This is a genomic window from Nostoc sp. DedQUE09, from assembly GCF_034530915.1.
Classification (GTDB): Bacteria; Cyanobacteriota; Cyanobacteriia; order Cyanobacteriales; family Nostocaceae; genus Nostoc.
The window spans coordinates 49,467-75,223 of the sequence record NZ_JAVRCE010000023.1 but is presented as its reverse complement, the minus strand read 5'-3'; the positions used below and the strand labels follow the sequence as shown (position 1 = coordinate 75,223).

At 41.8% G+C, this 25,757-nt stretch carries 21 protein-coding genes; 9 read left to right on the top strand and 12 right to left on the bottom strand.

Annotated elements, in window-relative coordinates; all coding sequences use genetic code 11:
* Positions 1-194: 194 nt before the first annotated feature.
* From RMY27_RS16555 to RMY27_RS16540, 4 genes are all read right to left on the bottom strand, one after another.
* A complete protein-coding gene (locus RMY27_RS16555; RefSeq protein WP_322665030.1) occupies positions 195-842 on the bottom strand; it encodes a hypothetical protein in 648 nt (215 codons plus the stop codon).
* Between the two features lie 146 nt (positions 843-988).
* Positions 989-2,563 carry a CHAT domain-containing protein gene (locus RMY27_RS16550; RefSeq protein ID WP_322664973.1) on the bottom strand — a complete coding sequence of 525 codons (1,575 nt, stop codon included), beginning with the start codon at positions 2,561-2,563 and terminating at the stop codon, positions 989-991.
* Positions 2,564-2,888: 325 nt separating this feature from the next.
* Positions 2,889-5,150, bottom strand: coding sequence for a protein phosphatase 2C domain-containing protein (locus RMY27_RS16545; RefSeq protein ID WP_322664971.1), 2,262 nt, complete (start codon positions 5,148-5,150; stop codon positions 2,889-2,891).
* Positions 5,151-5,734: 584 nt separating this feature from the next.
* Positions 5,735-6,094: an NAD(P)H-quinone oxidoreductase subunit M gene (locus RMY27_RS16540; RefSeq protein WP_094350943.1), complete on the bottom strand. Its 360-nt coding sequence runs from the start codon at positions 6,092-6,094 to the stop codon at positions 5,735-5,737.
* An 866-nt stretch (positions 6,095-6,960) separates the two neighbouring features.
* On the opposite strand from RMY27_RS16540, the gene RMY27_RS16535 reads away from it, so the two are divergent.
* Positions 6,961-7,245 carry an Npun_R1517 family heterocyst differentiation transcriptional regulator gene (locus tag RMY27_RS16535; protein WP_094350942.1) on the top strand — a complete coding sequence of 95 codons (285 nt, stop codon included), beginning with the start codon at positions 6,961-6,963 and terminating at the stop codon, positions 7,243-7,245.
* Positions 7,246-7,981: 736 nt separating this feature from the next.
* Here RMY27_RS16535 and RMY27_RS16530 read toward each other — a convergent pair.
* From RMY27_RS16530 to ctpB, 5 genes are all read right to left on the bottom strand, one after another.
* Positions 7,982-8,677 carry a response regulator transcription factor gene (locus RMY27_RS16530; protein ID WP_322664969.1) on the bottom strand — a complete coding sequence of 232 codons (696 nt, stop codon included), beginning with the start codon at positions 8,675-8,677 and terminating at the stop codon, positions 7,982-7,984.
* Positions 8,678-8,709: 32 nt separating this feature from the next.
* Positions 8,710-8,937, bottom strand: a complete 228-nt coding sequence (locus RMY27_RS16525) for a hypothetical protein (protein ID WP_322664967.1) — start codon at positions 8,935-8,937, stop codon at positions 8,710-8,712.
* A gap of 98 nt (positions 8,938-9,035) precedes the next feature.
* On the bottom strand, positions 9,036-11,030 hold the full coding sequence (locus tag RMY27_RS16520; protein WP_322664965.1) for an EAL domain-containing protein: 1,995 nt from the start codon (positions 11,028-11,030) through the stop codon (positions 9,036-9,038).
* A gap of 603 nt (positions 11,031-11,633) precedes the next feature.
* Positions 11,634-12,623, bottom strand: coding sequence for a glycosyltransferase (locus tag RMY27_RS16515; RefSeq protein ID WP_322664963.1), 990 nt, complete (start codon positions 12,621-12,623; stop codon positions 11,634-11,636).
* Positions 12,624-12,760: 137 nt separating this feature from the next.
* On the bottom strand, positions 12,761-14,101 hold the full coding sequence (gene ctpB, locus RMY27_RS16510) for a carboxyl-terminal processing protease CtpB (RefSeq protein WP_322664961.1): 1,341 nt from the start codon (positions 14,099-14,101) through the stop codon (positions 12,761-12,763).
* Between the two features lie 310 nt (positions 14,102-14,411).
* Here ctpB and RMY27_RS16505 point away from each other — a divergent pair, with 310 nt between their 5' ends.
* Positions 14,412-15,110 (top strand): YdcF family protein, encoded by a 699-nt coding sequence (locus RMY27_RS16505; RefSeq protein WP_322664959.1) that lies wholly within the window; start codon positions 14,412-14,414, stop codon positions 15,108-15,110.
* A 1-nt stretch (position 15,111) separates the two neighbouring features.
* On the opposite strand, the gene RMY27_RS16500 is transcribed toward RMY27_RS16505, so the two are convergent.
* The 3 genes from RMY27_RS16500 to RMY27_RS16490 all read right to left on the bottom strand — a co-directional run bounded on the left by RMY27_RS16500 (position 15,112) and on the right by RMY27_RS16490 (position 17,284).
* Positions 15,112-15,369, bottom strand: a complete 258-nt coding sequence (locus RMY27_RS16500) for a Txe/YoeB family addiction module toxin (RefSeq protein WP_322664957.1) — start codon at positions 15,367-15,369, stop codon at positions 15,112-15,114.
* A gap of 192 nt (positions 15,370-15,561) precedes the next feature.
* The gene (locus RMY27_RS16495; protein WP_416212349.1) at positions 15,562-15,831 is read right to left on the bottom strand and encodes a type II toxin-antitoxin system Phd/YefM family antitoxin; all 270 of its coding nucleotides are present in this window, start codon (positions 15,829-15,831) and stop codon (positions 15,562-15,564) included.
* A gap of 250 nt (positions 15,832-16,081) precedes the next feature.
* The gene (locus RMY27_RS16490; RefSeq protein ID WP_322664953.1) at positions 16,082-17,284 is read right to left on the bottom strand and encodes a 3-dehydroquinate synthase; all 1,203 of its coding nucleotides are present in this window, start codon (positions 17,282-17,284) and stop codon (positions 16,082-16,084) included.
* Positions 17,285-17,752: 468 nt separating this feature from the next.
* On the opposite strand from RMY27_RS16490, the gene RMY27_RS16485 reads away from it, so the two are divergent.
* The 7 genes from RMY27_RS16485 to RMY27_RS16455 all read left to right on the top strand — a co-directional run bounded on the left by RMY27_RS16485 (position 17,753) and on the right by RMY27_RS16455 (position 25,712).
* Positions 17,753-18,634, top strand: a complete 882-nt coding sequence (locus RMY27_RS16485; protein ID WP_322664951.1) for an EboA family metabolite traffic protein — start codon at positions 17,753-17,755, stop codon at positions 18,632-18,634.
* A gap of 76 nt (positions 18,635-18,710) precedes the next feature.
* On the top strand, positions 18,711-19,673 hold the full coding sequence (locus RMY27_RS16480) for a TatD family hydrolase (RefSeq protein ID WP_322664949.1): 963 nt from the start codon (positions 18,711-18,713) through the stop codon (positions 19,671-19,673).
* An 87-nt stretch (positions 19,674-19,760) separates the two neighbouring features.
* On the top strand, positions 19,761-20,693 hold the full coding sequence (eboC, locus tag RMY27_RS16475) for a UbiA-like protein EboC (RefSeq protein ID WP_322664947.1): 933 nt from the start codon (positions 19,761-19,763) through the stop codon (positions 20,691-20,693).
* 142 nt (positions 20,694-20,835) lie between these two features.
* Positions 20,836-22,062, top strand: coding sequence for a metabolite traffic protein EboE (gene eboE / locus RMY27_RS16470; protein ID WP_322664945.1), 1,227 nt, complete (start codon positions 20,836-20,838; stop codon positions 22,060-22,062).
* An 11-nt stretch (positions 22,063-22,073) separates the two neighbouring features.
* Positions 22,074-23,447 carry an alkaline phosphatase family protein gene (locus RMY27_RS16465; RefSeq protein WP_322664943.1) on the top strand — a complete coding sequence of 458 codons (1,374 nt, stop codon included), beginning with the start codon at positions 22,074-22,076 and terminating at the stop codon, positions 23,445-23,447.
* Positions 23,448-23,801: 354 nt separating this feature from the next.
* Positions 23,802-25,295: a catalase gene (locus tag RMY27_RS16460; RefSeq protein ID WP_322664941.1), complete on the top strand. Its 1,494-nt coding sequence runs from the start codon at positions 23,802-23,804 to the stop codon at positions 25,293-25,295.
* 114 nt (positions 25,296-25,409) lie between these two features.
* The gene (locus RMY27_RS16455) at positions 25,410-25,712 is read left to right on the top strand and encodes a hypothetical protein (RefSeq protein WP_322664939.1); all 303 of its coding nucleotides are present in this window, start codon (positions 25,410-25,412) and stop codon (positions 25,710-25,712) included.
* Positions 25,713-25,757: the final 45 nt, after the last annotated feature.

Genomic DNA, 25,757 nt, shown 5'->3' with positions numbered 1-25,757 from the left:
CTACAAGAATAAAAATCATCAAACTTCTGGTAAAAGTCTTGATTTTTGACTGCTTCTTTGCACCTTTGCATAAGGCAAACCAAGATCGTTGCAAAAGAAACCTCTAAACAGAGTGAATGCAAAGCGGGGTTACACGCACACAACGCATAATGAAAACTTTTTCGATTTCCTACTCCCTACTCCCCATTTCCTATTCATAATTCAGCCTGAGACTGGTTGAGTTGAGTGAAAGCATAGGAAGCGATCGCTAAACTAGCCTTTGCTTTCTCTACTTCTGATAAAGCTGTCCACTCGCTATTTTGAAGATTATTGAGCGTAGATACCGCGTTTTGCGATTCGCTACTTCGCATAGCGTAAGTAAAAGGACGAGCCAGAACTAGAAGATCCTCTGTTCCCCAAGTTGGTAGTACTGTCTGAACACACTCAACTAGTTGCTCACTGATTAATTGGCGAGCAGCAAATATTTCAGCAGCTTTGCTGGCGATGGTATTGAGTAATGCTTGGGGAACACAGGCGGAAAAATTAGTCCGTAATGTTTCTTGAAGATTAAGCACTACTGCCTGTTGTGGGTTGTCATTGGAGTCTGGCGTCAGAGTAATACCAGACCAAAGTGTATCTAGATGTCCGTAAAAATCTTGCGATCGTCTTATCAGTTCTTCGTCAAGTAAATCTTGCATTCCGAACTGGTGTTCTAGTTCCTGAAAATAAGCTTCTGATTCATCATCGCCTGGATTCCAGGGATAGTTAGCATCCTCTGGTTCTAGCAACGCTTCTAATAATTCTAAATCTACTTGAGATGGCAAAGATGAGAAAGTGTCTGAGCCGTTAATTTTGTTAACCATATTTTCTTCTTCCATGATTATTTGGTGGTATTGACAGCTACAATTCCTCAGAGGATATTTCCGCAAAAAAAGTTGATTTTTTCTTCAAAAAAACAGATTTTAGAAGCTGATGCTTAATATCCAAATCCATTTGTGCAATAGCTTTGCTAGGAGTCTTGAATAACAAACTCCCAGGTTTCACCTCTAGCACTTCCAAACTTTAACTGCATTCCCGATTTCAGAGGGACTTCCTCCCGGAGGATTTGTTGCCAACCATTAGGCCCTAAAAACCAGGTTGTCCCGTAGGTGGAAAAATCTTGCAAGTAATAAGTTCGCATCAGTGTAGCATCAGTCAGAGTATTGCGGCAGAAGATTTCGGCGTGGCGTTTAGATACAGATGGTTCGGGAATGACGATATCATTATCTTGCGTGCGGCCGATGCGGGTGACTCCATAACGCAGTAACCAGGTTTTACCTTTGGGAGTGAGCGATCGTAAACTTGCAATCGGAAGCGAGGAACCGACATCAGGAATGGCTGTATCTGGTAGTTCTGTAATACCTTCATCCAGATTTTTAATCAGTTCGCCATTAAAATCTGGATGCAGGTAGAGAACAGGCAAAGTCCAAGCAGGTTGATTAAATTTATACAGTGTTAACAACTCTTGCCTAGCCTGTGCTACGGCTTCGTCAATTGGCTTGTGCGATCGCAAAGCTTCGGTAAAGGCTTGAATAAAACTATGGCTTTCATGGTCAGCGATTTCATCGCGCATCCCCAAAACCGCAGGCACACCATGACGAATCAATACTTCTGCTAAACTACTGGCAGGGATAGCTTGATGACTGATCGCAGCTGGTTGTGCGCCCCAACAGGCGTTGAAAACCGCTAATTTCACACCTGTACGGGTCAATACTTGCGCCAATTCTATCCCATTGAGGGGCATATCTGGTCGCAAAAACAGTAACCCTCCGTCTGGGTCTGGCAAACCATGTCCAGCGTAAAAGAAAACATTGTATTCTTTAGTTTCTAACTCATCAATCAACTGTTGTGGAGTTGGTTGAATGAGTTGATTCACTACACAAGGTGCATATCTTTGAGAGTTACCAGGCGTATCTGCAAGAGCTTGCTGTAAAATAGCGCCTTCTTGTTCTAGTTGTAGCTTGTCATCATGACCTAAAACCAGCAAGATACTTAAAGCTTGGTCAGTTCGCAAATGCGGTAAAGGCTCAACTTCAGTGCTGGTGCGACTAAATAGTAAATCTTGCGAGAGAGACATCGCCGATTGACCAGGCTCACGCTGCATAATTTCCCAAGGGAAAGCAATCAAATCCGGGTCGCGGATTTCTAGTCGAAAGCGCAAACGTGTATGCTGACCCATAGCAATACCGCGACTGCGTTCTAGACTACCAAGAATTTGTCCGTCGAATACCCAACGCCATAAATTCATTCCCAAGTATTGCATCAGACGACTGCTGTAGGGGCCAGTAGGTTGACCTGAAGGGGGTGAAATCCAATCTATGGGGAATGGGTTGCTATTTTGAGGTGTTGAGTTAGGGGAAATATCTAGGCGACCATGACCAGCAAACATCTGCTGCCATTCGTGCCAGAGTTGGGTGAGTTCAATAGGCCACACACAGTCACGTAAAACATAGCCACTGGGATACGGGGCCTTGACCACCCAAATGGCGAAGTTGTCAGTGCCAGTGTTTAAGAGACGGGCGATCGCCAAATTCAGGGATGGCATGGATTCATTAAACTAAAAGCTAAAAAAAATAATTTCAAGAGAAGAAGAAAACAGATACGCCAGAATTCAGAATAAATGAGTAGGGGATTTAAACCTGATATTAATTGTTTTGCACCAAATTAGAGATATAGTGGGGGTTTTGAACTCGGATATTCATCCACCAGTAGTACATAATTCATTTTGAATTCTGACTCCTGACTCCTAAATTTTGTTTTGATAACAATTCTCCAAGGTAAAAATTTTCTACTTTTTTGACCTTGTAAGTTTTTACTCTGATTGTTACCTGTTATTATTCCAGGTTTTTACCAGTTTATCGAGTATTTGATTAAGTTGGACTGGTGTCAGATGGTTCGGTAACTGGCGGTTGCGTGACAGTTTTACATGGATTTGGTGCGTCTGATTGTAAAACAACGCCAAAACGGTTGACTTGGGAGGAGTTTAGCAATACTGTTGCTGGCAAAGGTTTTGAATTTGGTGTAACTAAAGTAGTTACGGCTGTGTTATTAGTATTAGCTGGAGTTTGGGTACTTTTATTAGTACAGACTCGCATAGACACTAAAAAACTCCCAGAAGTAGGATTTGGATTTGATTTTTTCTCAATAACTTCTAAAAAAGTCCCACGGGGAAGTGATTGGTTGTTTCCCAAGGATATGTCATTGTTGGTTTTAATTACCCAACCTGGAGAGAGATTAGCCAGCGATCGCGGTCGTATAGGTGTCGTTTCAATGCCAGGGTTTTGAGTTTGTAGGGGATTGGAAAAAATTGGAGAGGTTCCTCGCAGTTGCTTGACGAACAATCCTAAAAAACCTGCTGCTAGCACAAATATTAATGGAACTATCCACTGTAGGGGGAATTGACGATTTTTAGCAGGCTCAGTGTCTGGAATCACCTGAGTTTTGTGGTTTGGGCTGCCTAAAACTGTCGCATCTGTTCCTCTGGATGCTAAATCAACAGTTTTGGCAGAATAACTCTGGGGAATCACTGCTTGGATCGTGATTTCTGGTTCCCAATATTGGACTTGATAGTGAACTAAAGCGACGGTGACATTATCATGTCCATTTTTAGTATTAGCAATTTCGACTAATCGATCGGCAACAGTTGCTATATTTGCTTCTCCAGCTAAAATCGGCAAGATTTCTGTTTCCCAATACTCCTCTACCCGATCAAAGTCACTCAAACCATCGGATGTGAGCAGAAAAACAGCATCTTCATCGAGCATAAACCGTCCCGATGTGGGATGCAATGAAGTGCTAGAACCCATCCCCAAAGCTTGAACCAGAGATCCAGCGGCACTCTGTTGTACTGCCTCGCGGTAAATGGCATAACCTAGCCGCACTTCACGGGAGGCGACATCATCATCGAGGGTAACTTGATAACAGCCGTGGCGTGTAATCCAGTAGGCACGACTATCGCCGACGTGGGTAATGTACATTTCATGAGCAACAGGCAATGCCATGACTAGAGTCGTGCCCATGCGTTGACGCCCTTGGCGATTTTCACTGTCATTGCGTTGACTGATTTTGTCATTGGCCATTGCCACTGCCTTATCCAGGTCATTCAGCAGCATTGCAGGGTCTATGTGGTCGTAGGGAACCTTTGTTAGTTGCTGTACCTGCTGCTGGATTGTTTCAATGGCTAAATTTGAGGCGACATTGCCACCCTCGTGTCCACCGATGCCATCACAGACAATTGCTAAGGCTGTTGGCTGGGGTGGTTTGCTCACTGGAGTTCCACTGGGAGGACTACAGGCATCTTCGTTACGTTGACGACTTGGCCCGGTGTCGGTTTTGGTGATAATTTGGATCGTGGGTGTTTGCGATCGCCCCAACCCAGCCAGTCCCCGATCTAAAACTCCGATTAATTGATCGGTGGAATTAATCTCTCCCTGAATTAAAGCTAGGCTAACGCGATTAACAAATTCCGCGATCGCTGGTTTGGCAGTGCTGACCAACTGCTGCCAAAATTCACCTAATTGCGGCAATTCTGGTGATGTGGCGCTGTCAAAACGCAATTCCAACAACCGGACTAACGATCCTTCTACCCGTAATACATAAGAGTCAAGTAAGCTAGAGGCGACACCTTCACTCACAAGAGGTTGCCACAGATGAGCTATTTGCCATAACCAATTCAGTTGGCGCATTGATGTTGCATCATGCCAAGCAGTAGTTAACTCGCTGCCTAAGCGTACTTGTTGGATATTGTCATCTACTAATAGTGGCGGTTTTTCTAAAAGTAATATTTCTCGGTGGGAAGACCCGTCAGCAACAAAAAGCACTCCATATACCTGCGGTACGTGTAAACGGTAGGGAATCAGTCGCAGGTAGGCTTTTAGAGGCTGCAAATTATCTAACTCAGGCGTTAGCGCTAACAAACCAGGCTTCGTATCTAAAAGAACAAATTTATCAAGGATTAAATAGCGATCGGCTAATATTTCTCCAGGGCTACCCACACTTGGGCTATCTACCACAGCCCAGAGATAATTTTTGGGTAGGGGCGTCGAACATCGCTGGCAAAACTTGTGCGTCAGGGGGTTGGCAGCCTGACAATTTTCGTTTGGACAGTAGAGCGTTGCCGCGTCATTTTCCATAGTTTTTGCACCGATCAGCGATTGGCAATTTCTTTAATAGCATTAGTAGGGACAATCTAGACCGCTCATCTTTCTTAAACTTGACATATCCAGACTTTAGATGATGATTTTAGCTGGCGGATATTGGCAGGTGCTAATACTTACTTATCCAAAAAATACGCTCCTAAGTCAACCCTACAGCCTAATCATAGCTTCTATTGCCCTGTGACTCTCCATCGCCAAAGCAACTAACTCCAACCCTGTCACCACAGCATAACCCAAGGATAACTGCATGATTTGCTTTTGGTAAATTACCCGATCATCAACAGGCAGATAATATTGGTATTTATTTAGTTTATAAGTAGGATAGCAAGAATTAACTTTAATTAAGAATTAAGAATAGCAAATATTAATTTTGGCAAAAGTACCTGATAAATCCACTGACTCTAAGAATCTCTTTAGGACTGCCGTTAGTGGTAGCAGGGGGTTAGCCAGTGCTGAGTTAAGAAGTAGACTTATGAATTTTTCCACTCTCAGCCAAAACACTTTTAACTCAGCACTCCTTGTACAGAAGGGTTCAGGCAGCCCGCTACCAACCAATTGGCTTATTGTTTGTCGTCAATGGCAACTTGAGGGACTCCCATGCTGTAATTAGTAACACGGGCAGAAAGATTATAGCTGACTTCGCCGAGTTGCAGAAGCGATCGCAGATAATGCTCTAAGTCTGACCCCACACGGCGCAAGTTATAGTCTGTGAGGTCTGCGCCACTAGATGCTTCTACTAGTTCATCAAATTTTCGATAAATTTTTTGCAGTGCATCTTCATTCCAATTAAACTCGTTGTCTGGGTCAACATCTAAGGTTAAGACTTGTTGACTAGGAACTAGATCGCCATCCCGGTCAATTTCACCTGCAAAAATGCGGATGTGCCGGGTTGTGGACTTGAGCAGCATCGGGTTATCCATAAAAAGGTGTAAGATTTGCGTGGATTACACTGAAATTATTGTAGACCTTATATCCGAGCTTGAATGCTCTCAATTTCAAAGCTTTGAATGCTGTTTTAAAAGGGTATATTGAATGGGCATAAGTAAAAATATCATCTTTACTGATGAGTTTGCTACTTCTGTTATGAGTTGAAGATATATTTATCTGCTAGTACTGACAGTAGTCGAATTATTTTTCTGTAAAAATTAATTGGTAGAGTATTTTCATTTAGTCTACAAATCTGACTTACTGCTAAGATTTTTGGACTAACTCAAGCCCAAAAGACGGTAGGGCGAGGCACTCAGCAGAAATGATTTGCTCTGTGTGCTTTTTTTATAGAGAACAAAAGTTTGGACATTAATAATTATGCCGATCAATTTATCCTGAATTTTATATCGCAAAAAACGTACATCAAGTAATTTCACTGAATAGCGCTACATCGACTGCTGGCTTTAAGAAACTCAAAAAAATTAAGCGGTTTTACTTACGTATAAACACCAAAATTAGAGTAACAAGTCAAACTGTTATTGACGTTCACATAAAGTTGATGTAAAAACCTTTAAAAAGGTTGAACAACTTCTTACAGAAACTTTATTGTGTAGAATCTTAAAAACTGAATAATAGTTATGGCTTACCATAAGCTACATCTGGCACAGAAACGTCAAAATCTAGACACTGAAAATCTAGCTTGAAAATACACCACAGGAGAGTGAAATGGAATACAAAGGTGATTGATGAAGAAAAATTCTTAATTCAAGCACTTTGGATTCAAAAGAGATATAAAGAATTTTGCTGGACATCTACCTCCTTACCCTCATGACAACCAAGTAAAGGAATCTCAATAGTTATGAACTCCAAAGCATTACCACGCCAGATAAATAATCTCGAAGTAGGTGTTTATGAGTGTGAAATACATCTCAAATTCCGGTTGATTGAGGAAAAGAGTCTATTGAGCGATCGCGAGCAACTCTTACAGGTGCTACTTGATGCTTTAACCGAAGGTTCTGATGACTTTCTAGAAACGCTCCAAGCGTCCGTTAAAGCCCAGGAAGTGTCTGAGTTTAAAGCCTCGCCTCAAATGCGGCGTCAGCTAATGCGTCTGCGTAATGTCGCGGAAAATTCTCCAACCTAAAGGTGTAATTTAAGTAGTGAAAACGTGAATTGGGCATCAAATCAAATGTTGATCCCATACCCCCGTTGCCATAAAAACTAAGCAGTCAGTAGACTTCATAAAATATTTTGATTTCTACTTTGTGACAGTCTTGTTTAGCAGCACAAAGTCCCAGGAACAGTTTCCGCTATTAAAAACTTTGTAGCAAAGGGTACTGGTAGAATCTGAAAGCAAATTCAGCCGGGTGCATTTTACCGAGTTTTTATCAAAACATTGCAGAATAATAAAACCCTGTGTCTTTACAGATGGGGAATTGGACAACAGGCGCAAATCAAATGAAAACCTAAAAGACCAAAGTAAAAATAAATAACCTTTCTTTGAGCTTTTTGCTTAAGCTAAGTGCCTGATTTGCTGAAATACTTATGTTTTATCTATTACTGGTAATAGGTTATGGTTTAGCAGCCAGTTAGCTATTATCAATTACCCGGAGGCATGACAGATGAGCGAGATGAGCGAGACAAGGGGACAAGGGGACAAGGGACAAGGGACAAGTCTCTCTCTTCTTCCTTGTCCACCTTGTCTACCTTGTCTTTTCTCCAGACTCAGTACTTCCCTACCAGAGGCTGCGTCAACGGCTTCTCTAAGAGACGCTACAACGCGAACGCGGTAGTTGAATCTCGACTTACTTCGACTACGCTCAGTACAAGTCGCTCGATTACCGCGCAGTCGAAACTCAGTACAAGTAAATTCCCAATGCTTATTTAGCAAGACCGTGTTCGAGAGCAAAACGAACTAACTCTGTACGGCTATTGGTGCCGGTTTTACTAAATAAACGGCTGACGTATTTTTCTACATTGCGGACGCTAGTTTCTAAGCGACGGGCGATTTCTTTGTTCATCAACCCTTCAGCGACCAAATTTAAAACACTTTGTTCTCTGGGAGTCAAATCAATTTTAAAAGGGGCTGGCGATTGGGAAATAGCATTTCTTTGAGTTAACAATGCTTTAATTTGGGCAATCTGATTGGCTAGTTCAGCAAGATCGGGGGTTTCAGCGTCATCTCCCGTACTCGCAGCCTTAGCGGCGCGACGGGCTAGCAGATTTTCGACTATAGCCACTAACTCGTCTGGGTCAAAGGGTTTGGGTAGATAGGCATCAACACCAGCATGATAGCCTTGGATGCGATCGCCTGTCATACCTTTAGCAGTTAAAAATACTACTGGAAGGGTCTGGAAACGGGGATCTCCTCGTAGTTGCTTCAAGAACTGATAGCCATCCACTTGAGGCATCATCACATCGGAAATCACTAAGTCAGGTGTATTCAGCTGCATCCATTCCCAACCTTCAAGGGCGTTACTGGCAACTTGAACGCTGAAACCGCTCTCTTGCAAATAGTCTTTCACGGCTTCCCGTATCCCTGGTTCATCATCCACCAGTAACAATTGTGCTGACATTTAAAATTCCCTTGAGTTTTCCTTTTTCCAATTTAGCGAAAGTTGGTAGGCATTGAGCAACTTGAATTCACCTCTACCGCCCCTAAAGCTTTTAAAATTGACATCTCTGCCTCCGTCAACCCTGCTCCTGGATTAACCATATTGCCTTCATCGGCACGATCTGACCGCAAAGTTTGCCGACATTCCCCTATAGCAAAATCCCAACAGCTGATGGTTTCATCTTGGCTACCGCTGAAGAGAGTTTGCCCATCTTGAATCAAACTAAGCGACAGTAAAACAGTGTCCAGTAGCTATGATTCATGATTGCTATGAGAATAAAAAGAGCGTCATTATTAATTGCGAATTCTTTTAATAACCCTTACCATTGAGGATTTTCCATAATTAATGCCTCTGCTGCCGAGCTATTTAACGGAACTGAGAAAAAGTGTCCCTGGCCATATTGACAGTTTAACTCTCTTAGAAGTAATAGTTGATCTTTTGTCTCTACTCCTTCGGCAAGCACATCCACACCTAGCTTGTGTGCCAAGGTGACAATTATCTCAATAATTTCTAAATTCTTACTATGAGTGCCCATTAAGTTGATGAAAGAACGGTCAATTTTCAACACACTAATCGGAAAGTTATAAAGACCACCTAATGAGGAATAGCCCGTACCAAAGTCATCAATTGATAACTCAATGCCCATCTCTCGAAGTTGTAAGATTGCGGCAGTTACCTTATCGCCATTTTCTACAATTGCGTTTTCAGTAATCTCTAGCATTAGAGTGCCAGCATCAAGGCCAGTTGAGTGCAAAATTTGCCCAATCTGCTCTATCAAATCCGGCTGAGAAAATTGCTTGACGGAGAGATTAACACTAATTTTCTTTAGTAATTTAGAACAATGGCATACTCGCCAAACTTGCATCTGGCGGCAGGCTTCATGCAACGCCCATTTGCCAATGGAGAAAATTAATCCAGTTTCCTCTGCTAGGGGAATAAAATCTGTTGGATTAAGCAGACCACGCTCTGGGTGCTGCCAGCGCAGTAGAGCCTCAAAACCTATAATAGAACCACTAGTGAGTGAAACAATCGGTTGGTAATAAACCCGAAATTCTTCGCGTTCAATTGCTCGGCGCAAATCAGTCTCTAACTGCAATCTCGCTAGAGCATCAGCATACATATCTGAGTTGAATAGCTCATAACGCGCTCTGCCTAGCACCTTGGCTCGGTACATTGCTGTATCTGCATCCCTCAACAGTTCTTCTGGGTGTTGATAGTCTATTGTCGAACTCAATGCAATACCAATACTTGCCGTGATGAAGACTTCTTGTTCGCCAAGCTCAAAAGGTAATGCCAGTTCTTTCTGAATCCTTTCAGCTACTTTGATGGCATCTGACACATCCTGAATTCCCTCAAGCAGGATTGTAAATTCATCTCCCCCAAGCCGTGCCGCTGTGTCTATGGAGCGTACACATATTTCTAGTCTACTTGCAATAGCAAGCAGCAATTGATCTCCATTTATGTGTCCAAGACTGTCATTGATCACTTTAAACCGATCTAAGTCGATAAATAGTACAGCATATAGATAATCTGAATGCCGTTTTGAATAATTTATCGCATGTTTTAAGCGGTTCATAAATGCAACACGGTTTGCCAAACCCGTCAGTGCATCGTGAAAAGCAAGGTGCAGTAGTTGTGACTCGACTCTTTTACGTTCTGTAATTTCATTTAGCAATTTCTGATTTGCTTTTACCAATTCCGCTGTCCGTTCCGCCACCCGTATTTCTAACTCACTGTAAGCTCGGTACAACATTTCTTCAGCTTGTTTGCGTTCACTGATGTCGCACAGCAGCCAACGCCAGCCAACGTACTTCTTGTCAACGTCGTATACTACAGACGCTTTCACATTAGCAGGGAAAAGCTTTCCTCTCCGTGGCTGTAGGTAAATTTCCCAGTTCACTATCTCCTGCAAATTGTTTATTTGAGAGTTAAAGGACTGACGGTCTTGTTGAGCAATAAAAAGAATTAATGGTTTACCTACTAAATACTTTTGTTGGACACCAAACAAAGTTGCTGCTACATGGTTAGCCTCTAGAATTATCCCGTTGGTATCAGTTACCAAGTAACCATCTGGAGCAAACTCGAACAAATCTTGGTAACGCTGGCGCTCTTTCTCTACTGCCGCTCGTGTTACCTTTAACTCCTCGGAAGCTGTCAATAATTCTTCCATTGCGGTGTTAAGTTCCTCGAAAGCCTCTGTTATCATCTCCTGTTGTGAGTTCAGCTTACTTCCATAGCATTTTAATAGTTCCTGTATCTGTGAGCGCAATTTATCTATCTGTTCTATCTCTTGATTAAATCCATCCACTTTCATGTTGCTCAACTCACAAAACTATGAAGCGTAGCTGTGAATGAAAAGAGCAGGGTAAGCAAACCCCATGCTTTTCTCAAAACTTCAGACGCTATTGAGCAGGCAAGGAGAGAAGGTTACTTGAAAGAGCGGACACTCTATAAATAAATATGAATGACAGAACTTGGTTTTTTGATTTACTAACTTAATCTCTCAATAATGAGGAAGTAATCAAACTTGTGTAGCTTCAATCAACTTTTCGCCCTATTCAGTGCCACAAGCTTGTCTAATAACGACTAAAGTGCTGAGTGGCAACAAGCCCTACCTACTGGAATTTTTATTCTATTCAATATAAGGTAATAAAGTTAAAAGTTCATTAACAACAGCATATTTGCTTTACCTACTTTTGAAAATACTTCTTAAGATACATTCGCTTTTGTGAGCTAAGGAAAGAGTAACGGTCTGAGTCAATGCTTCTAGGCTGACAAGAACGTTTTTGCTTAGGTGTTACTGAATTCAGGTATGCAAATGATTTTGCGTAATTTCAAAACTTTTGTAGAGACTAGTAATTGCAACGTCTCTATACCAAGATTTACACATCTAAATCAGCAACGCCTTTTTTCTTCGTTACAGTCGAGCAATTATCTTGGCATTCTCTGGTAGCTTGGCATCTCTTTGTCCAGCAGTACGCGCCCTAGCTGTGAATAAACCAATGGGAGTACTTAATAAATCTACCAAAGTGGCTTGATCGGCGATGCCTGCGGCGGGCTGCGCCAAAGCCTTTTTAATATCTCTTGGTACTTCCTTCAATAACCAACGTGCCAAACGATAGCCGTATTCTTTGGGTGTCATTTCTCGCATTAAATCTACACCGTGCAGTTCATGCAGATAGCGATTTGAGCGTCCATAACGCCGCCATTGACTTTGCAGTTCTTGAAGTGTAGCGCGGTGGCGGTGCTGAACGATCGCATTTGAGGCAAATTCCAAACGCCCGATGTTTTCCCCCAAAATCCGCCAACAAATATCAGCATCACCACCAGTGGTAAGATAGGGGCGAAATAAACCCACTTTTTCAAGGGCAATGTGCCGAATCGCCAAATTAGCTGTTTGACCGTAGGGACGAAAGGAATGGTTCAGGGTATGCTTTTGCGATAAAGTTTCTTGACGGTCTGCATGTTGTTCTAGCAGAGTTGTGCCTGGTAGTGCCAAAATTTCACCAGCAACAATTACCACTTCTGGGTTGAGAAAAGGCTGAATTAGTGAGTCTAACCATTGCGGTTGTGGGCGACAATCTGCATCGGTAAAAACCATAATTTCACCCGTAGCGGCGCGAATCCCAGTATTACGAGCAGCGTAAGAGCTTTGAATTTGGGTTTCGCTCAAGGGGCGAATTGTAATTGGGCAATTTTCGGCAGATGCTTTCAGGATGGTGAGAGTGCGATCGCTACTGTTGTTGTCCACCAACAAGTATTCTACCCGGTCTTTTGGGTAAGTTTGAGACAATAGACAATTGATTAACTCTGGTAAATCCGCCTCACCGTTATAAATAGGAACAACCACCGACACCATTGGTAAAAAGCTGGTGGTGGTGGTTGCATCAACTGGCTGATGATTCATATATCTGAGATTTTGGAGATGGGATTACTAGTTAGTATTCCCAAATCAAAATCTTGGAACGGTAATATCAAGCAGTTTCCATAACTCCAAAAATCAAGATTTGGGAATATGTGAATACCTGGTAACAAATCACTCACTTAAAATTTCAAGTCACCAGCGCGGCTCATGGGTCGGGTCGGTTGATTTGCTGGCGGCTGGGCAAAGTTGTTATTTGATAGAATTGCGATCGCCCGAGCATATTGGGGATCGCTCTTAGTCCCGATTAGATTTGGATTAGAAGCCAATTGACGCTCTTGTGCTTCTGTCAAGTCTAGCTTGATATCTGGAGCAATCCCTTTGTGGTTAATATCTGTTCCCGCTGGGGTATAGTAATGGGCTATGGTGACAGCCAAGCCGGAACCATCTGCGAGTTCATGAACTGACTGCACTAGTGCTTTGCCAAAAGTTTGACCACCTACGACTACTGCCCGCTTATTATCCTTGAGTGCCCCTGTAAGGATTTCGCTAGCACTAGCTGAATTGCCATCAACTAAGACCGCCAAAGGACGATTTGTCAAAGCAGTGCGATTAGCTTTAGTTTCCTCAGTGCCGCCCACACGGTCTACTGTCTTGACAATTCCGCCGTCATTATACCACATCCGAGCAATTTCAATGCTTGCCTGCAATAAACCGCCAGGATTACCCCGCAAATCCAAGACATAAGAATCAACTTTCTTAGTGTTCAAATCGCGGATGGCTCGTTGCATTTGTTCTGCGGCGTGGGCGCTAAATTCTCGCAAACGGATATAGCCAACACGGCGGTTTCCTTCTTGCTTGAGAGTATAGCGTACCGTTGGAACTTCAATACTTGCCCTTGTCAGCTTCAAATCAAAGGCATTTTGCCCTGCCCGTCCTAGCCGTAGCTTAATGGGAGTACCCGCTTTGCCACGGATTAGCTTAGAAGCATCATCCACTTTCATTTTGAGAGTGGGTTTGCCGTCAATTGCCAAAATTTCATCGCCTGCTTTGATCCCAGCTTTGAGTGCCGGAGAATTTTCTATGGCTTCGACAACGGTGAGGCGCTGAGTTTTTTCGTTCACTTCCATCCGAACACCAATACCAGAGACTTCTCCAGATGTTTGGCTAGTCAGAGCTTCAAATTGTTGGGGGTCCATGAACCGAGTGTAAGGATCTCCCAATTTTTGTAAAGCTTCGCGGATGGCAGTGTATGCTTCTTCCTTAGAAGAGTAGTCTTTGCTCAACAGGCTTTGCCTGGTTGCTTGCCAATCTTGTTGATTAAATTTACCATCAACATATTCATGATTTACCAGTTGCCAAACTTGGTCAACTATCACTTTTGGGCTGTCTTGTAGGGCTAGAGCAGCACGGACACCACGAGTCCAAGCGGGGCCGAACACGGACATGGTAGCAGTTGTGGCGATCGCTCCACCAATCAAGGCTACTTGGAGCGGTGAGTAACTTTTCGCAGATTGGTTCATGTATACTTAGCTGGAATAATTGTGTTGTTGACAGTTTAGCAATCAGGCTTTCCAGAAAATTTTAAGTTTTTATACCCCAGAATTAACAATCTTCTTCATCATTTTTATCCTTAAATGATGCCAAAAATACCGCATTAGTTATTAACAATCATTTCTCAGTTTGTTAGTCTTTTCCGGAAGGCTATACTGAGCATGTGACACTTTAATTAGCGTCATTTTGCATTCTAGATTACTTTTATAAGATAGCACTTTGCTCACTGAATTGCAGTACTGTTATACAGCAATAAAATCAGTTTTTCTTACTTAAGTCATGAAACGCAAATTTACCATTAAATCATTAATTTCTATTAAACAAAAATCTGCTAATTTGTGGCAATTGTTACAAAAACTCAGTGGTGGATTGTATGTTGTCCTGGGTGTTTGGCTGATTTTCACTACTATAACCTTACTTTTTGCTTCTTCGCAGCCAATAGATGCCTTCTTTGTGCTAGGTGGCAGTATTCGTCGAGAAACTTATGTTGCCCAACTAGCAAAACAATATCCACAAACTCCAATTTTAATTTCTCATGGTTCCCCAGATCCCTGTATACGGTTAATTTTTGAGGCGGAATTAGCAGAGTTACAAAACGTTTGGTTAGAAAACTGCGCGAATTCTACCTTTGAAAATTTTTATTATAGTATTCCAATTCTGCGGCGCTGGGGAGTGCATAAAGTCATGTTGATTACCTCGCCAAGTCATTTACCCAGAGCTAAATGGATGGCACAGATTCTTTTGGGCGCTCATGGTATTTGGGTAGAGCCAGAGATTGTTCAGGAGTTGGGTGTTCCTGGTAATCGGGAATCTTGGACTAAAACTGGATTAGATGTAACGCGCAGCTTATTTTGGGCGCTTTTAAGTCAAATTATTCAACCGCAATGCTCAAATGTAACAAAACTTACTGATGTAGATATGCAAGCTTGGGAGCATCGAGGTTTTCATTGCGAACACCAAGGGGGGCTGAGAAGATAGCTTACTCGTAATGCGTCCACATCCGAATTATCTTGACTACTTGCTCGGATTCGATGACCTCATATACCAACCGATGCTGTATATTTATCCTACGAGAATAAGCACCTGATAAGTCACCAACCAGCTTTTCATAAGGTGGAGGATTTTGAAAAGGATTTTCTTTGAGGACTACGAGTAATTCCTCGGCCTTTTCCTTGAAGTTACTAGAAGCTAATTTCTTCGCGTTTTTTGCACTTGTTTTGTGTAAATCAACTTCCAACTCGCTCCTTCGGGATTTGCAAGTGGCTCCTCAGAAGCTTGCTGACTTACCAATCTAACTCCCCATCACATTCTTGGATCGCAGGGTGGTTTCATACAAGCAGAGAAAAACTCAAACTGGGTTTCAAAGCCTCTCCCCCCGTGGGGGAGAGGAATGGAAGTGAGGGAAAAAGCTATGCCACAAAACGAGAAATCAAGACTTATGTATTTTTCTTTTTTCGTATGAAACCACCCTGCCATCACATTCTTGGATCGGGGTTGCTAGTCCTTCTTTTATAGATTCTTGCATTCCAGGGATAGATAATAAGTAAAGAGTCTCTTGAATTGCAGACCAATCTTTTTCCGCAAGCAGAATCGCATTACCGCGATCGCCTCGAATGATCACAGGTTTACCCTGCTCTGCAACTTGGTCGATGATCTCTTGCAAATTCTTTTGAGCGTCGTTGACGGGAAGCAAAGACATCATAACTTTTTTAACTCACGATAACTTTAATTTAGTAGAAAAGTTGAGAAATTTACCACGTTCTCAACGAAGAAGAAGAGGAACTAAAAAGTATTTTCCAATTTGGAACCACGAAGTTGCGATCGTTTTAAAAATTAAGCAGTATATTTGCATAAAATAATCGCAATTGGGCAAAGGTGAAGAAAATCTTACTCTCCACCTCTAGGCTTGTTGTTAAGCATCGCTTTTGCTAATTGCACCCAATGGAGAATCAATGCAAAAGTTCCCAATCTTGCAGCATCAAAATAGCATCTCTATACAAAGACAAATCCACATGGTTAACTTCTATTCCCTCTCCGATTCCTTGTAGAAGGGTAATTGTCAATTTTCCTCCCAAATGTTCGCGGAACTCGGTAAGCCCCCTAAATATACAATGCGGATGGTCTAGTTGATCTAATTGCTCTGTCAATGCCAATACGTACAAAGTAAAGCCTAATTTTTTGAGTGTAGTTAGAACCCTTTGCCACTCTGATTGTAAGAGTTGCCCTGTTAAATATGAATAGGTTGTATCTAAAGCGATGCCGATCGCAACAGCTTCACCGTGACGTAGGCTGTAATTAGTTAAATGCTCCAGTTTGTGAGCAGCCCAGTGTCCAAAATCTAAAGGACGCGATGAACCCATTTCAAAGGGATCGCCACTACCAGCAATATGCTCTAAGTGCAACTGAGAACAGCGATAAATTAGTCTTTCCATTATGTCCATGTCTCGATTAGCCAATTTATCGGCATTAGTCATAATGAAATCGAAGAAATCTGCATCTTTAATCAGCGCTACTTTCACTGCTTCTGCAATGCCCGATCGCCAATCTCGATCGTCGAGGCTAGTGAGAAAATCAAAGTCATTCAAGACAGCATAAGGTGGCATGAATGTACCCAAAAAGTTTTTCTTACCGAAGGCATTGATTCCGTTCTTTACTCCTACACCCGAATCATTTTGCCCTAATACTGTTGTCGGTACTCGTAAGAGCCGAATTCCTCGGTGAGCCGTTGTTGCTGCATATCCTGCCATGTCTAGGACGGCTCCACCACCAATTGCTAAAACGTAAGAGTGACGGCACAATCCACCTGCATTAATCCGCTGATGAATTTGCTCTATAAATCTAGAATCGTTCTTGACTACTTCTCCACCCGGAACTACTATCGGCTCACCGCTCAGTGTTAATACATCTTCATAATATTGGGCATAGGCTGATAATTTTTTTAACAACCCATCCTGGTACTGTAAAAATCCGCCATCTACCACTGCTAGCACTTGTTTTGGGGTTGTCTCCCCATCTGCGGCGATCGCTTGTGCAAGTAAAGGATTATCTAACTCAAACAGACCTCTAGTGAAGTGAACATCATAATTGAAGGTAATACGGACACATTGGTTAATTGGTTGTAGATTAAGAGCGCTTTTTTGTTGAATAACCATTTGAATATTATTTAATTAACTATAAATAAATACATTACTACAATTAAAGCTAATAGCAATATAGACAGAATAAATCCATTAAGTAATTCAATATTTAAATAAGCTACAAGACAAATCTATTTACTAAATTAATCATACTTTTGAAGTATTTCGCTTAATAGATAAACTTTAAAATAACATGATTTTACAATTTATATTAATACCTATAGGTTATATCTGAGGTGAGTAATGGGGATCATTATTACATAAAATTCTAATTTTTTTCCGTAAGATAATTTGGAAATTTATCTAATCAAAATGGTATCTTTATAGTATCTTCTTTAAAATCAGGAGATTTTTATAGATTCAGTGAAGTTACGATCCCAGTAAGATATTATCTAACTGCTTCAAACCCAAAATATCAAGTTTAGTGCTATATTTTATACTTGGTTGTCACAAAGAAGTTGGGCAACTTATCCTGAATTTATCATGAGTAAAGTAAACAAATTACTGCATCACTGGCTGTTAAAGTCTGTTTCAGAGAAAGCTTTTACTTGGTTGGAACAGAAGCAGGCACAGATTGCTAGCGGCGCTCCTGAACGAGTGTTTTTTACGGCTTTTAGTGCTGTGCCGCGTTATCTAGGTAAACAGGATTTGCAGCTAACATTCCAAGACTTGGAAGCAGCAGAGGATCTGATCCCCGGCTGGTATCCTGGTAATTGGAGTGTAGATCAAGCAGGTCGCACACTTTTGCTTTTAGCTTTGCCCCACGATGATGCTGAGGGCTATGTGCGATCGCTTGATCGAGTCTTCTCCACTGCCGATATGGGGGAGTTAGTTGCCCTTTATCAAAGTTTGCCGCTATTACCACATCCAGAGTTACATCGCCATCGTACTGCTGAGGGAATTCGCAGCAATATGAGTAATGTATTTCAAGCTATAGCACTGCGTAATCCTTATCCAGCGAATTATTTAGATAATGCTGCCTGGAATCAGATGGTTCTGAAGGCTGTGTTTGTCGGCAGTCCGTTGCATCTAATTTGGGGTCTAGATCAGCGTGCTAATCCAGAATTGGCGAGGATGTTAGCAGACTATGCCCATGAACGTTGGGCAGCTAAACGCTCAGTTACGCCAGAACTTTGGCGACCTGTAGGGCGGTTTGCCGATAGCGGCATCATTACAGATTTGGAAAAAGTACTGGCTAATGGAGATATACACGAGCAAGAAGCAGCAGCCTTAGCTTGTGCTGAGTCTCCTTTACCCCAAGCGCAAGCATTACTTTCTCATTACCCAGATTTACAGTCATCTATTCAACAAGGTAATCTGACTTGGAGCAGTTTTAGCCGCGCTCGCTTGTCAGTTTACGAATAAAAGGAAGTGGGGAAAGACGCAATTAATCGCGTCTGTACAAGGGAGACGAGGAGGACAAGGAAAATGCCAATGCCCCATGCCTCATGCCCAATACCCAATGCCCAATGCCCAATGCCCAATCATTAAAACCATGATGTTTATCGATCCTCACATTCACATGTGTTCCCGTACTACTTACGATTACTTAGTAATGCGGGAATATGGAATTGTTGCCGTTATTGAACCAGCCTTTTGGTTAGGACAACCCCGAACTAACGCTGGCTCATTTAAAGACTACTTCAGTAGTCTTGTGGGCTGGGAACGGTTTCGTGCTAGTCAGTTTGGCATCCAACACTACTGCACAATCGGCCTAAATCCGAAAGAAGCTAACAATGAAGCGTTAGCAGCTGAAGTTATGGAACTGCTACCACTTTATGCCTGTAAAGAAGGAGTTGTTGCCATTGGTGAAATTGGCTATGACGATATGACAGAAGCAGAGGATAAGTACTTTTGTCAACAATTAGAATTAGCCAAAGAACTCGATACGTTGGTACTAATTCATACTCCTCACCGTAATAAGAAAGCGGGTGCTAGTCGGAGTATGGATCGCTGTATTGAATATGGCTTAGATCCTTCACAAGTAGTTATCGATCACAACAACGAAGAAACCGTTGAAGAAGTATTAGGACGGGGCTTTTGGGCGGCTTTCACGATTTACCCACAGACGAAGATGGGTAACGCCCGGATGGTAGAAGTTGTCCGTAAGTATGGATGCGATCGCATCATTGTAGATAGTAGCGCTGATTGGGGTATTAGCGATCCTTTAGCAGTCCCAAAAACGGCTCAGTTGATGTTAGATAGGGGTATTCCTGAAGAACATGTGCGAGCAGTTTGTTATGAAAATGCCCTAGCTGCTTACAGTCAAACTGGGCAGATGAAAGCTTCAGATTGGCTCAATCCTCAATCTATCGATCAACGTCAAATGTTCAGTGGTAATTCTGTGCTACGGGGACAAGAACCAGGAATCAAATCAGTTTCAGATTTTGTATTGATTGAATAGAAACTTGGCAGTGAGGAGTGTATAAATATCTGGTTCATTTGTAATATGCGGTTTATTTTGAGAAATACTAGGCACGGAGGCAGATAAGTGAATGTTGCAAGCTTAAATTTTCAAAGCTGGCGGGGTTATCTGGAATTGATGCGTCCTGCTAATATTGTTACTGCTTGGGCGGATATTCTTCTAGGCTTTGCTGCTTCTGGTTCTGGAATTATTTTTGTTCAATTAATCAATGGAGAAGCAAGTTTTTCCATACTAATTCCATTAGCTTGGTTGTTATTGGCTACAACTGGCTTATACGGTGGCGGTATAGTTTTTAATGATGTTTTTGATGCAGAATTAGATGCAAAAGAGCGCCCAAAAAGAGCAATTCCCAGTGGTCGAGTATCTCGTCAAAATGCTACTTTATTGGGGAGTATATTATTTGCAATCGGAATTATAGCTGCTTTTCAAGTATCGTTATTGAGTGGTGCAATCGCTATTTTTATCGCTTTTTCATGCCTCCTTTATAACTCACTCGCCAAACATCATCCTTTTTTCGGCCCTTTAAATATGGGTTTGTGCCGTGGCAGTAACTTATTATTAGGTGTAAGTGCTGTACCCGAAATAATCAGTGAACGTTGGTATTTAGCACTGATTCCTGTTCTTTATATTGCTGCTATTACCGCAATTAGTCAGGGTGAAGTTCACGGAGGAAAGAAGATTACGGGAGTACTCGCGCTACTTCTAATTGCAATAGTTTTGACAGCAGTTTTAGCTTTAGGATTATTAGAAGAGTATAGAGCGATCGCAGCCCTACCATTCGCTATTTTATTAGCTATCAGAATCTTGCCTAATTTTATCAAAGCGGCGCGGGAACCGATAGCTGAAAATATCCGAAATGCTGTGAGAATAGGCGTTTTATCTCTAATAGTTTTAGATGCAACCGTTGCATCTGGTTTTGCTGGTTTGTATTACGGTTTATTTGTTCTAATTTTGCTACCATTTTCTATGAAGTTAGCAAAGGTATTTGCTGTTACTTAAATTTGAATGTATACACCCAGTAATACCATTAATCGGCTGTAGGGGCGCACATCTATGCGCCCCTACCCATGAATATGTAGCAAGTATTTTGTGGAATAGTTTAAGCCAAAGAAAACAGATATACAAAGGATAGAGCTAGAAAATGAAAATTACAAAAAACAATAATTTTCACTTAACTTATTGCAGCAATATTCATCCTGGTGAAGGTTGGCTAGAGGTTTTCGCCAATTTAGAGAAGTATATTCCCGAACTAAAATCACGTTTATCGCCAACAGAACCTTTTGGTATTGGCTTGAGGTTAGCAGATGTTGCAGCAAAAGAACTTTTAGAAAGTAATAACTTGGCTCAATTCCAAACTTGGCTAACTCAACAAGATTTATATGTTTTCACCTTAAACGGATTCCCTTATGGTGGATTTCATCGACAGGTGGTAAAAGACCAAGTTTATGCACCAGATTGGTCTACACAAGAACGGGTTAATTATACATTAAATTTGGCACACATTTTAGCTAGTCTATTACCCCAAGGACTTGATGGCGGAATTTCTACACTACCATTATCCTATAAGCCTTGGTGGGTAAAAGACCAAACAACTTTCGAGACTGTTCTGAAAAAGAGTTGTTTGAATATTGCATCTGTGGTTGTAGAAATGATTCGCATCGGTGAACAAACAGGCAAGATCCTTCATATTGATTTAGAACCTGAGCCTGATGGTTTAATTGAAAATACTTCAGAAGTAATTGACTTCTATCAAAATTGGTTATTGCCAATCGGTGGTAGTTATTTATCAGAAAAATTAAATATTGAACAAGATTTAGCAGAGACTAAATTGCTAGAACACGTTCGGATTTGCTATGACACCTGCCATTTTTCCGTTGAATATGAGCAGCCAAACTCTGTATTTACACGTTTGCAATCGGCAGGAATTAAAATTGGCAAAATTCAAATCAGCGCTGCAATTCAAGTAAAAATACCTGCTGAGGTTGAAAAACGGAGTTTGATAGTTGAACGCTTACGTCCTTTTGCAGAATCTACCTATCTTCACCAGGTAATAGAACGTCGCAGCGATGGTACACTCCATCACTATCCTGACTTAATAACTGCATTACCACATTTAGAGCAATCTTTAGCTGAAGAATGGCGCACTCACTTTCATGTCCCAATTTTTATTCATGATTATCAAATTTTGCAATCTACGCAAGATGATATTGCTACTGTTTTACAGCTACTTCAGACAAATAATGCTTGCTCACATTTAGAAATTGAGACTTACACTTGGGATGTATTGCCATCAGAAATGAAGATAGATATGCTGACTTCTATTCAGCGAGAATATGAGTGGGTATTAAAAGAATTCGCCGCAACTTAAAAAGTAAATTTATGAAAAAGACAGTTATTCTAAATGTTGTCGGATTAACGCCCAGTTTACTAGGAGAAAATACTCCGTTTTTATCTTCTTGGGCGGCTATTGGGCAAATGGTTCCCATCAAAAAAGTGCTACCTGCTGTGACTTGTTCGGTTCAGGCTACTTATTTAACAGGAAAATTGCCTGATGAACATGGAATTGTCGCTAATGGTTGGTACTTCCGCGATGAATGTGAAGTGAAGTTTTGGCGACAATCTAATAAGCTAGTACAAGCTCCTAAAGTTTGGGAAATAGCTAAATCAATCGATCCAAATTTCACTTGTGCCAACCTTTTTTGGTGGTACAACATGTATTCTTCAGTAGATTATGCGATTACGCCGCGCCCGATGTATCCCGCAGATGGGAGAAAATTACCTGATATTTATACCCATCCTAGTGATGTGCGATCGCAAATTCAATCTGATTTAGGAAACTTCCCTCTGTTCGATTTTTGGGGCCCAAAAACTACCATTAGTTCTAGTCAATGGATTGCCAATTCCGCAAAATGGATTGAGGAACGTTACAGCCCGACATTATCACTAGTTTATTTACCACATTTAGATTACTGTCTGCAAAAATTTGGTAACAATCAAACAGAGATTAAAGCAGATTTGCGAGAAATTGATGCTGTTTGTGACGATTTAATTGAATATTATCAAGCACGCAATACTCAGGTAATTATTCTTTCTGAGTATGGCATTACCCCAGTTTCTAAAGCTGTACATTTAAACCGCGTACTACGGGAAAATGGTTTAATTGCTATACGAGAAGAATTAGGGCGAGAACTGCTCGATTTTGGGGCTAGCATTGCCTTTGCTGTAGCTGATCATCAAATTGCTCATGTTTATGTGAATGATCCGGCGTATATCCCGAAAGTGCGATCGCTTTTAGAAGCGACTGAAGGCGTAGCGCAGGTATTGCATGAAGAGGGTAAACAAGCCTACCATCTCAATCATCCTAGATCGGGTGAGTTGGTAGCGATCGCTCAATCTGACGCTTGGTTTACCTATTATTATTGGCTCGATGATGCGAAAGCGCCTGATTTTGCTAAAACTGTAGATATCCACCGCAAACCTGGTTACGATCCTGTCGAACTTTTCCTCGATCCGCAAATAAAATTTCCTCAAGGAAAAATTGCTCTCAAGTTACTTAAGAAACAACTGGGTTTTCGCTACTTAATGGATGTGATTCCTCTGGATGCTTCTCTGGTGCGTGGCTCTCACGGCAATATCACCACTTCTTCAGATGAAGGGCCTCTATTTATCACCCATCAAACTCACCTAGTTAATGAACATCAAATTGAGGCGACAGATGTTTGCTCGTTGATTCTCAAACATTTAAATACCTGAAAGGCAGTATAGAGGCGATATATCGTCTCTACATCTTACCAAAATACAAAAAGATTTCTTGTAATTCATAATCATATCGAGTATGATTTGTATATAAACTCGTAATGACTATGAATTAATGTGAGTTCGACAAGTCTTATTTGACCTCTCCCCCAACCCCTCTCCGACACGGAGAGGGGAGCAAAAAGCTGAATTTTTCGTTGCTCCTCCCTTTCCGTTTCGGAGAGGGAGGCTGGGAGGGAGAGGTTCATCGAACTCACGTTGAATTAGATTGTTTTATCAGTAGGCATTCATCTACTTACTAAAATGTAGTGTGGGCAATCTGAGTAACTTACATGGAGAGCTTCTTTACCCATGACTGAACCCCAAAACTTGACAACTGCTGACGGTATTCCAGTTAGCGATAATCAGAACTCACTCACAGCTGGAGCGCGTGGCCCTGTATTAATGCAGGATTTCCACCTCATAGAAAAGCTGGCTCATTTCAACAGAGAACGTATTCCTGAGCGCGTTGTCCACGCTAAAGGTGCGGCTGCTTATGGTACTTTTACTGTCACCAATGACATCACTCGCTACAGTAAAGCCAAACTTTTTTCTGAAATTGGCAAGAAAACGGAAGTTTTTCTGCGCTTTTCTACAGTTGGAGGAGAAAAAGGTTCAGCAGATGCCGAGCGTGACCCTAGAGGTTTTGCCATCAAGTTCTACACTGAAGAGGGCAACTGGGATATTACAGGCAACAATACCCCTATTTTCTTCATCCGCGACCCCCTCAAGTTTCCTGATTTTATCCATACCCAAAAGCGCAATCCGCAAACCAATCGCAAAGACCATAATGCAAAGTGGGATTTTTGGTCACTCAGTCCAGAATCGCTTCACCAGGTGACAATCCTGTTTTCAGATCGAGGAATACCCAAAACTTATCGACACATGGACGGTTTTGGTAGCCACACCTTCAGCTTAATTAATGCTCAGGGCGATCGCGTTTGGTGTAAATTCCACTTTAAGACTTTGCAAGGACATCAAACCTTGACAGAGGAAGAATCCGCTAAGATTAAGGGCGAAGATCCCGATCATGCAACTCATGATTTGTTTGAAGCGATCGCTAACAAAGATTATCCTAAATGGCGGATGTGTATTCAGGTGATGACCGAGGAGCAAGCGGCAAAACATCCTGACAATCCTTTTGACTTGACCAAAGTTTGGAAACAAGGAGAATATCCTTTAATTGAAGTCGGGATATTAGAGCTAAATCGTAACCCAGAGAATTATTTTGCCGAAGTAGAGCAAGCCGCTTTTAGCCCTAGTGCAGTAGTTCCTGGCGTTAGTTTCTCTCCAGACAAAATGCTGCAAGCTCGAATTTTTTCTTACCCAGATGCTCAACGGTATCGTTTGGGTGGTAACTATCAGCAACTACCCGTTAATCAACCCAAATGTCCAGTGATGCATTATCAGCGAGATGGCTTTATGGCATCAGGGAACAACCACGGTAGCGCTCCTAACTATGAACCGAATAGTGCTGAGGGTACGCCCAAAGAAAATCCAGCTTATGCAGAACCACCTAACCATTTGGGCGATGTCACAGTTGATCGCTACAATCATCGTGAAGGAAACGACGATTACACCCAAGCAGGTAATTTGTATCGGTTACTAACTCCTGAACAGCAAGAGCGTCTTGCTAAAAATATCGTCGGCAGTCTAAGTCAAGCAAGGCAGGACATCCAAATGCGCCAACTTTGCCACTTCTTCCGGGCAGATGTTTCTTATGGTCGTCGTGTAGCTGAAGGATTGGGCATTTCAATCGATCCTTCAATGTTTTCTCATGATGCTCAACCTGTAGGTAACTGGTAGCGTCGTAGTTTCGTAGGGTGTGTTATGCCGTAGGCTAACGCACCGACAACCTGGATGCTGAGTTACTTACTTAAACTAGATTTAGATCCCCGACCTCTTCAAGAAATCGGGGATTTGATCAATGAAAACAGACTCGTCAACGGAGCTAAAAGACTCGTTGACGGAGATAAAATACTCGTTAACGGAGCTAAAATACTCGTTAACGGAGATAAAATACTCGCTGACGGAGATAAAATACTCGTTAACGGAGATAAAAGCCTCGTTAACGGAGATAAAATACTCGTTGACGGAGATAAAAGCCTCGTTAACGGAGATAAAATACTCGTTGACGGAGATAAAATACTCGTTAACGGAGATAAAAGCCTCGTTGACGGAGATAAAATACTCGTTGACGGAGTTCAGAGGCTCATTAAGTAGAAAAATAAAAATATTTACAGTAATTGCGATCGCACCCTTCGCAAA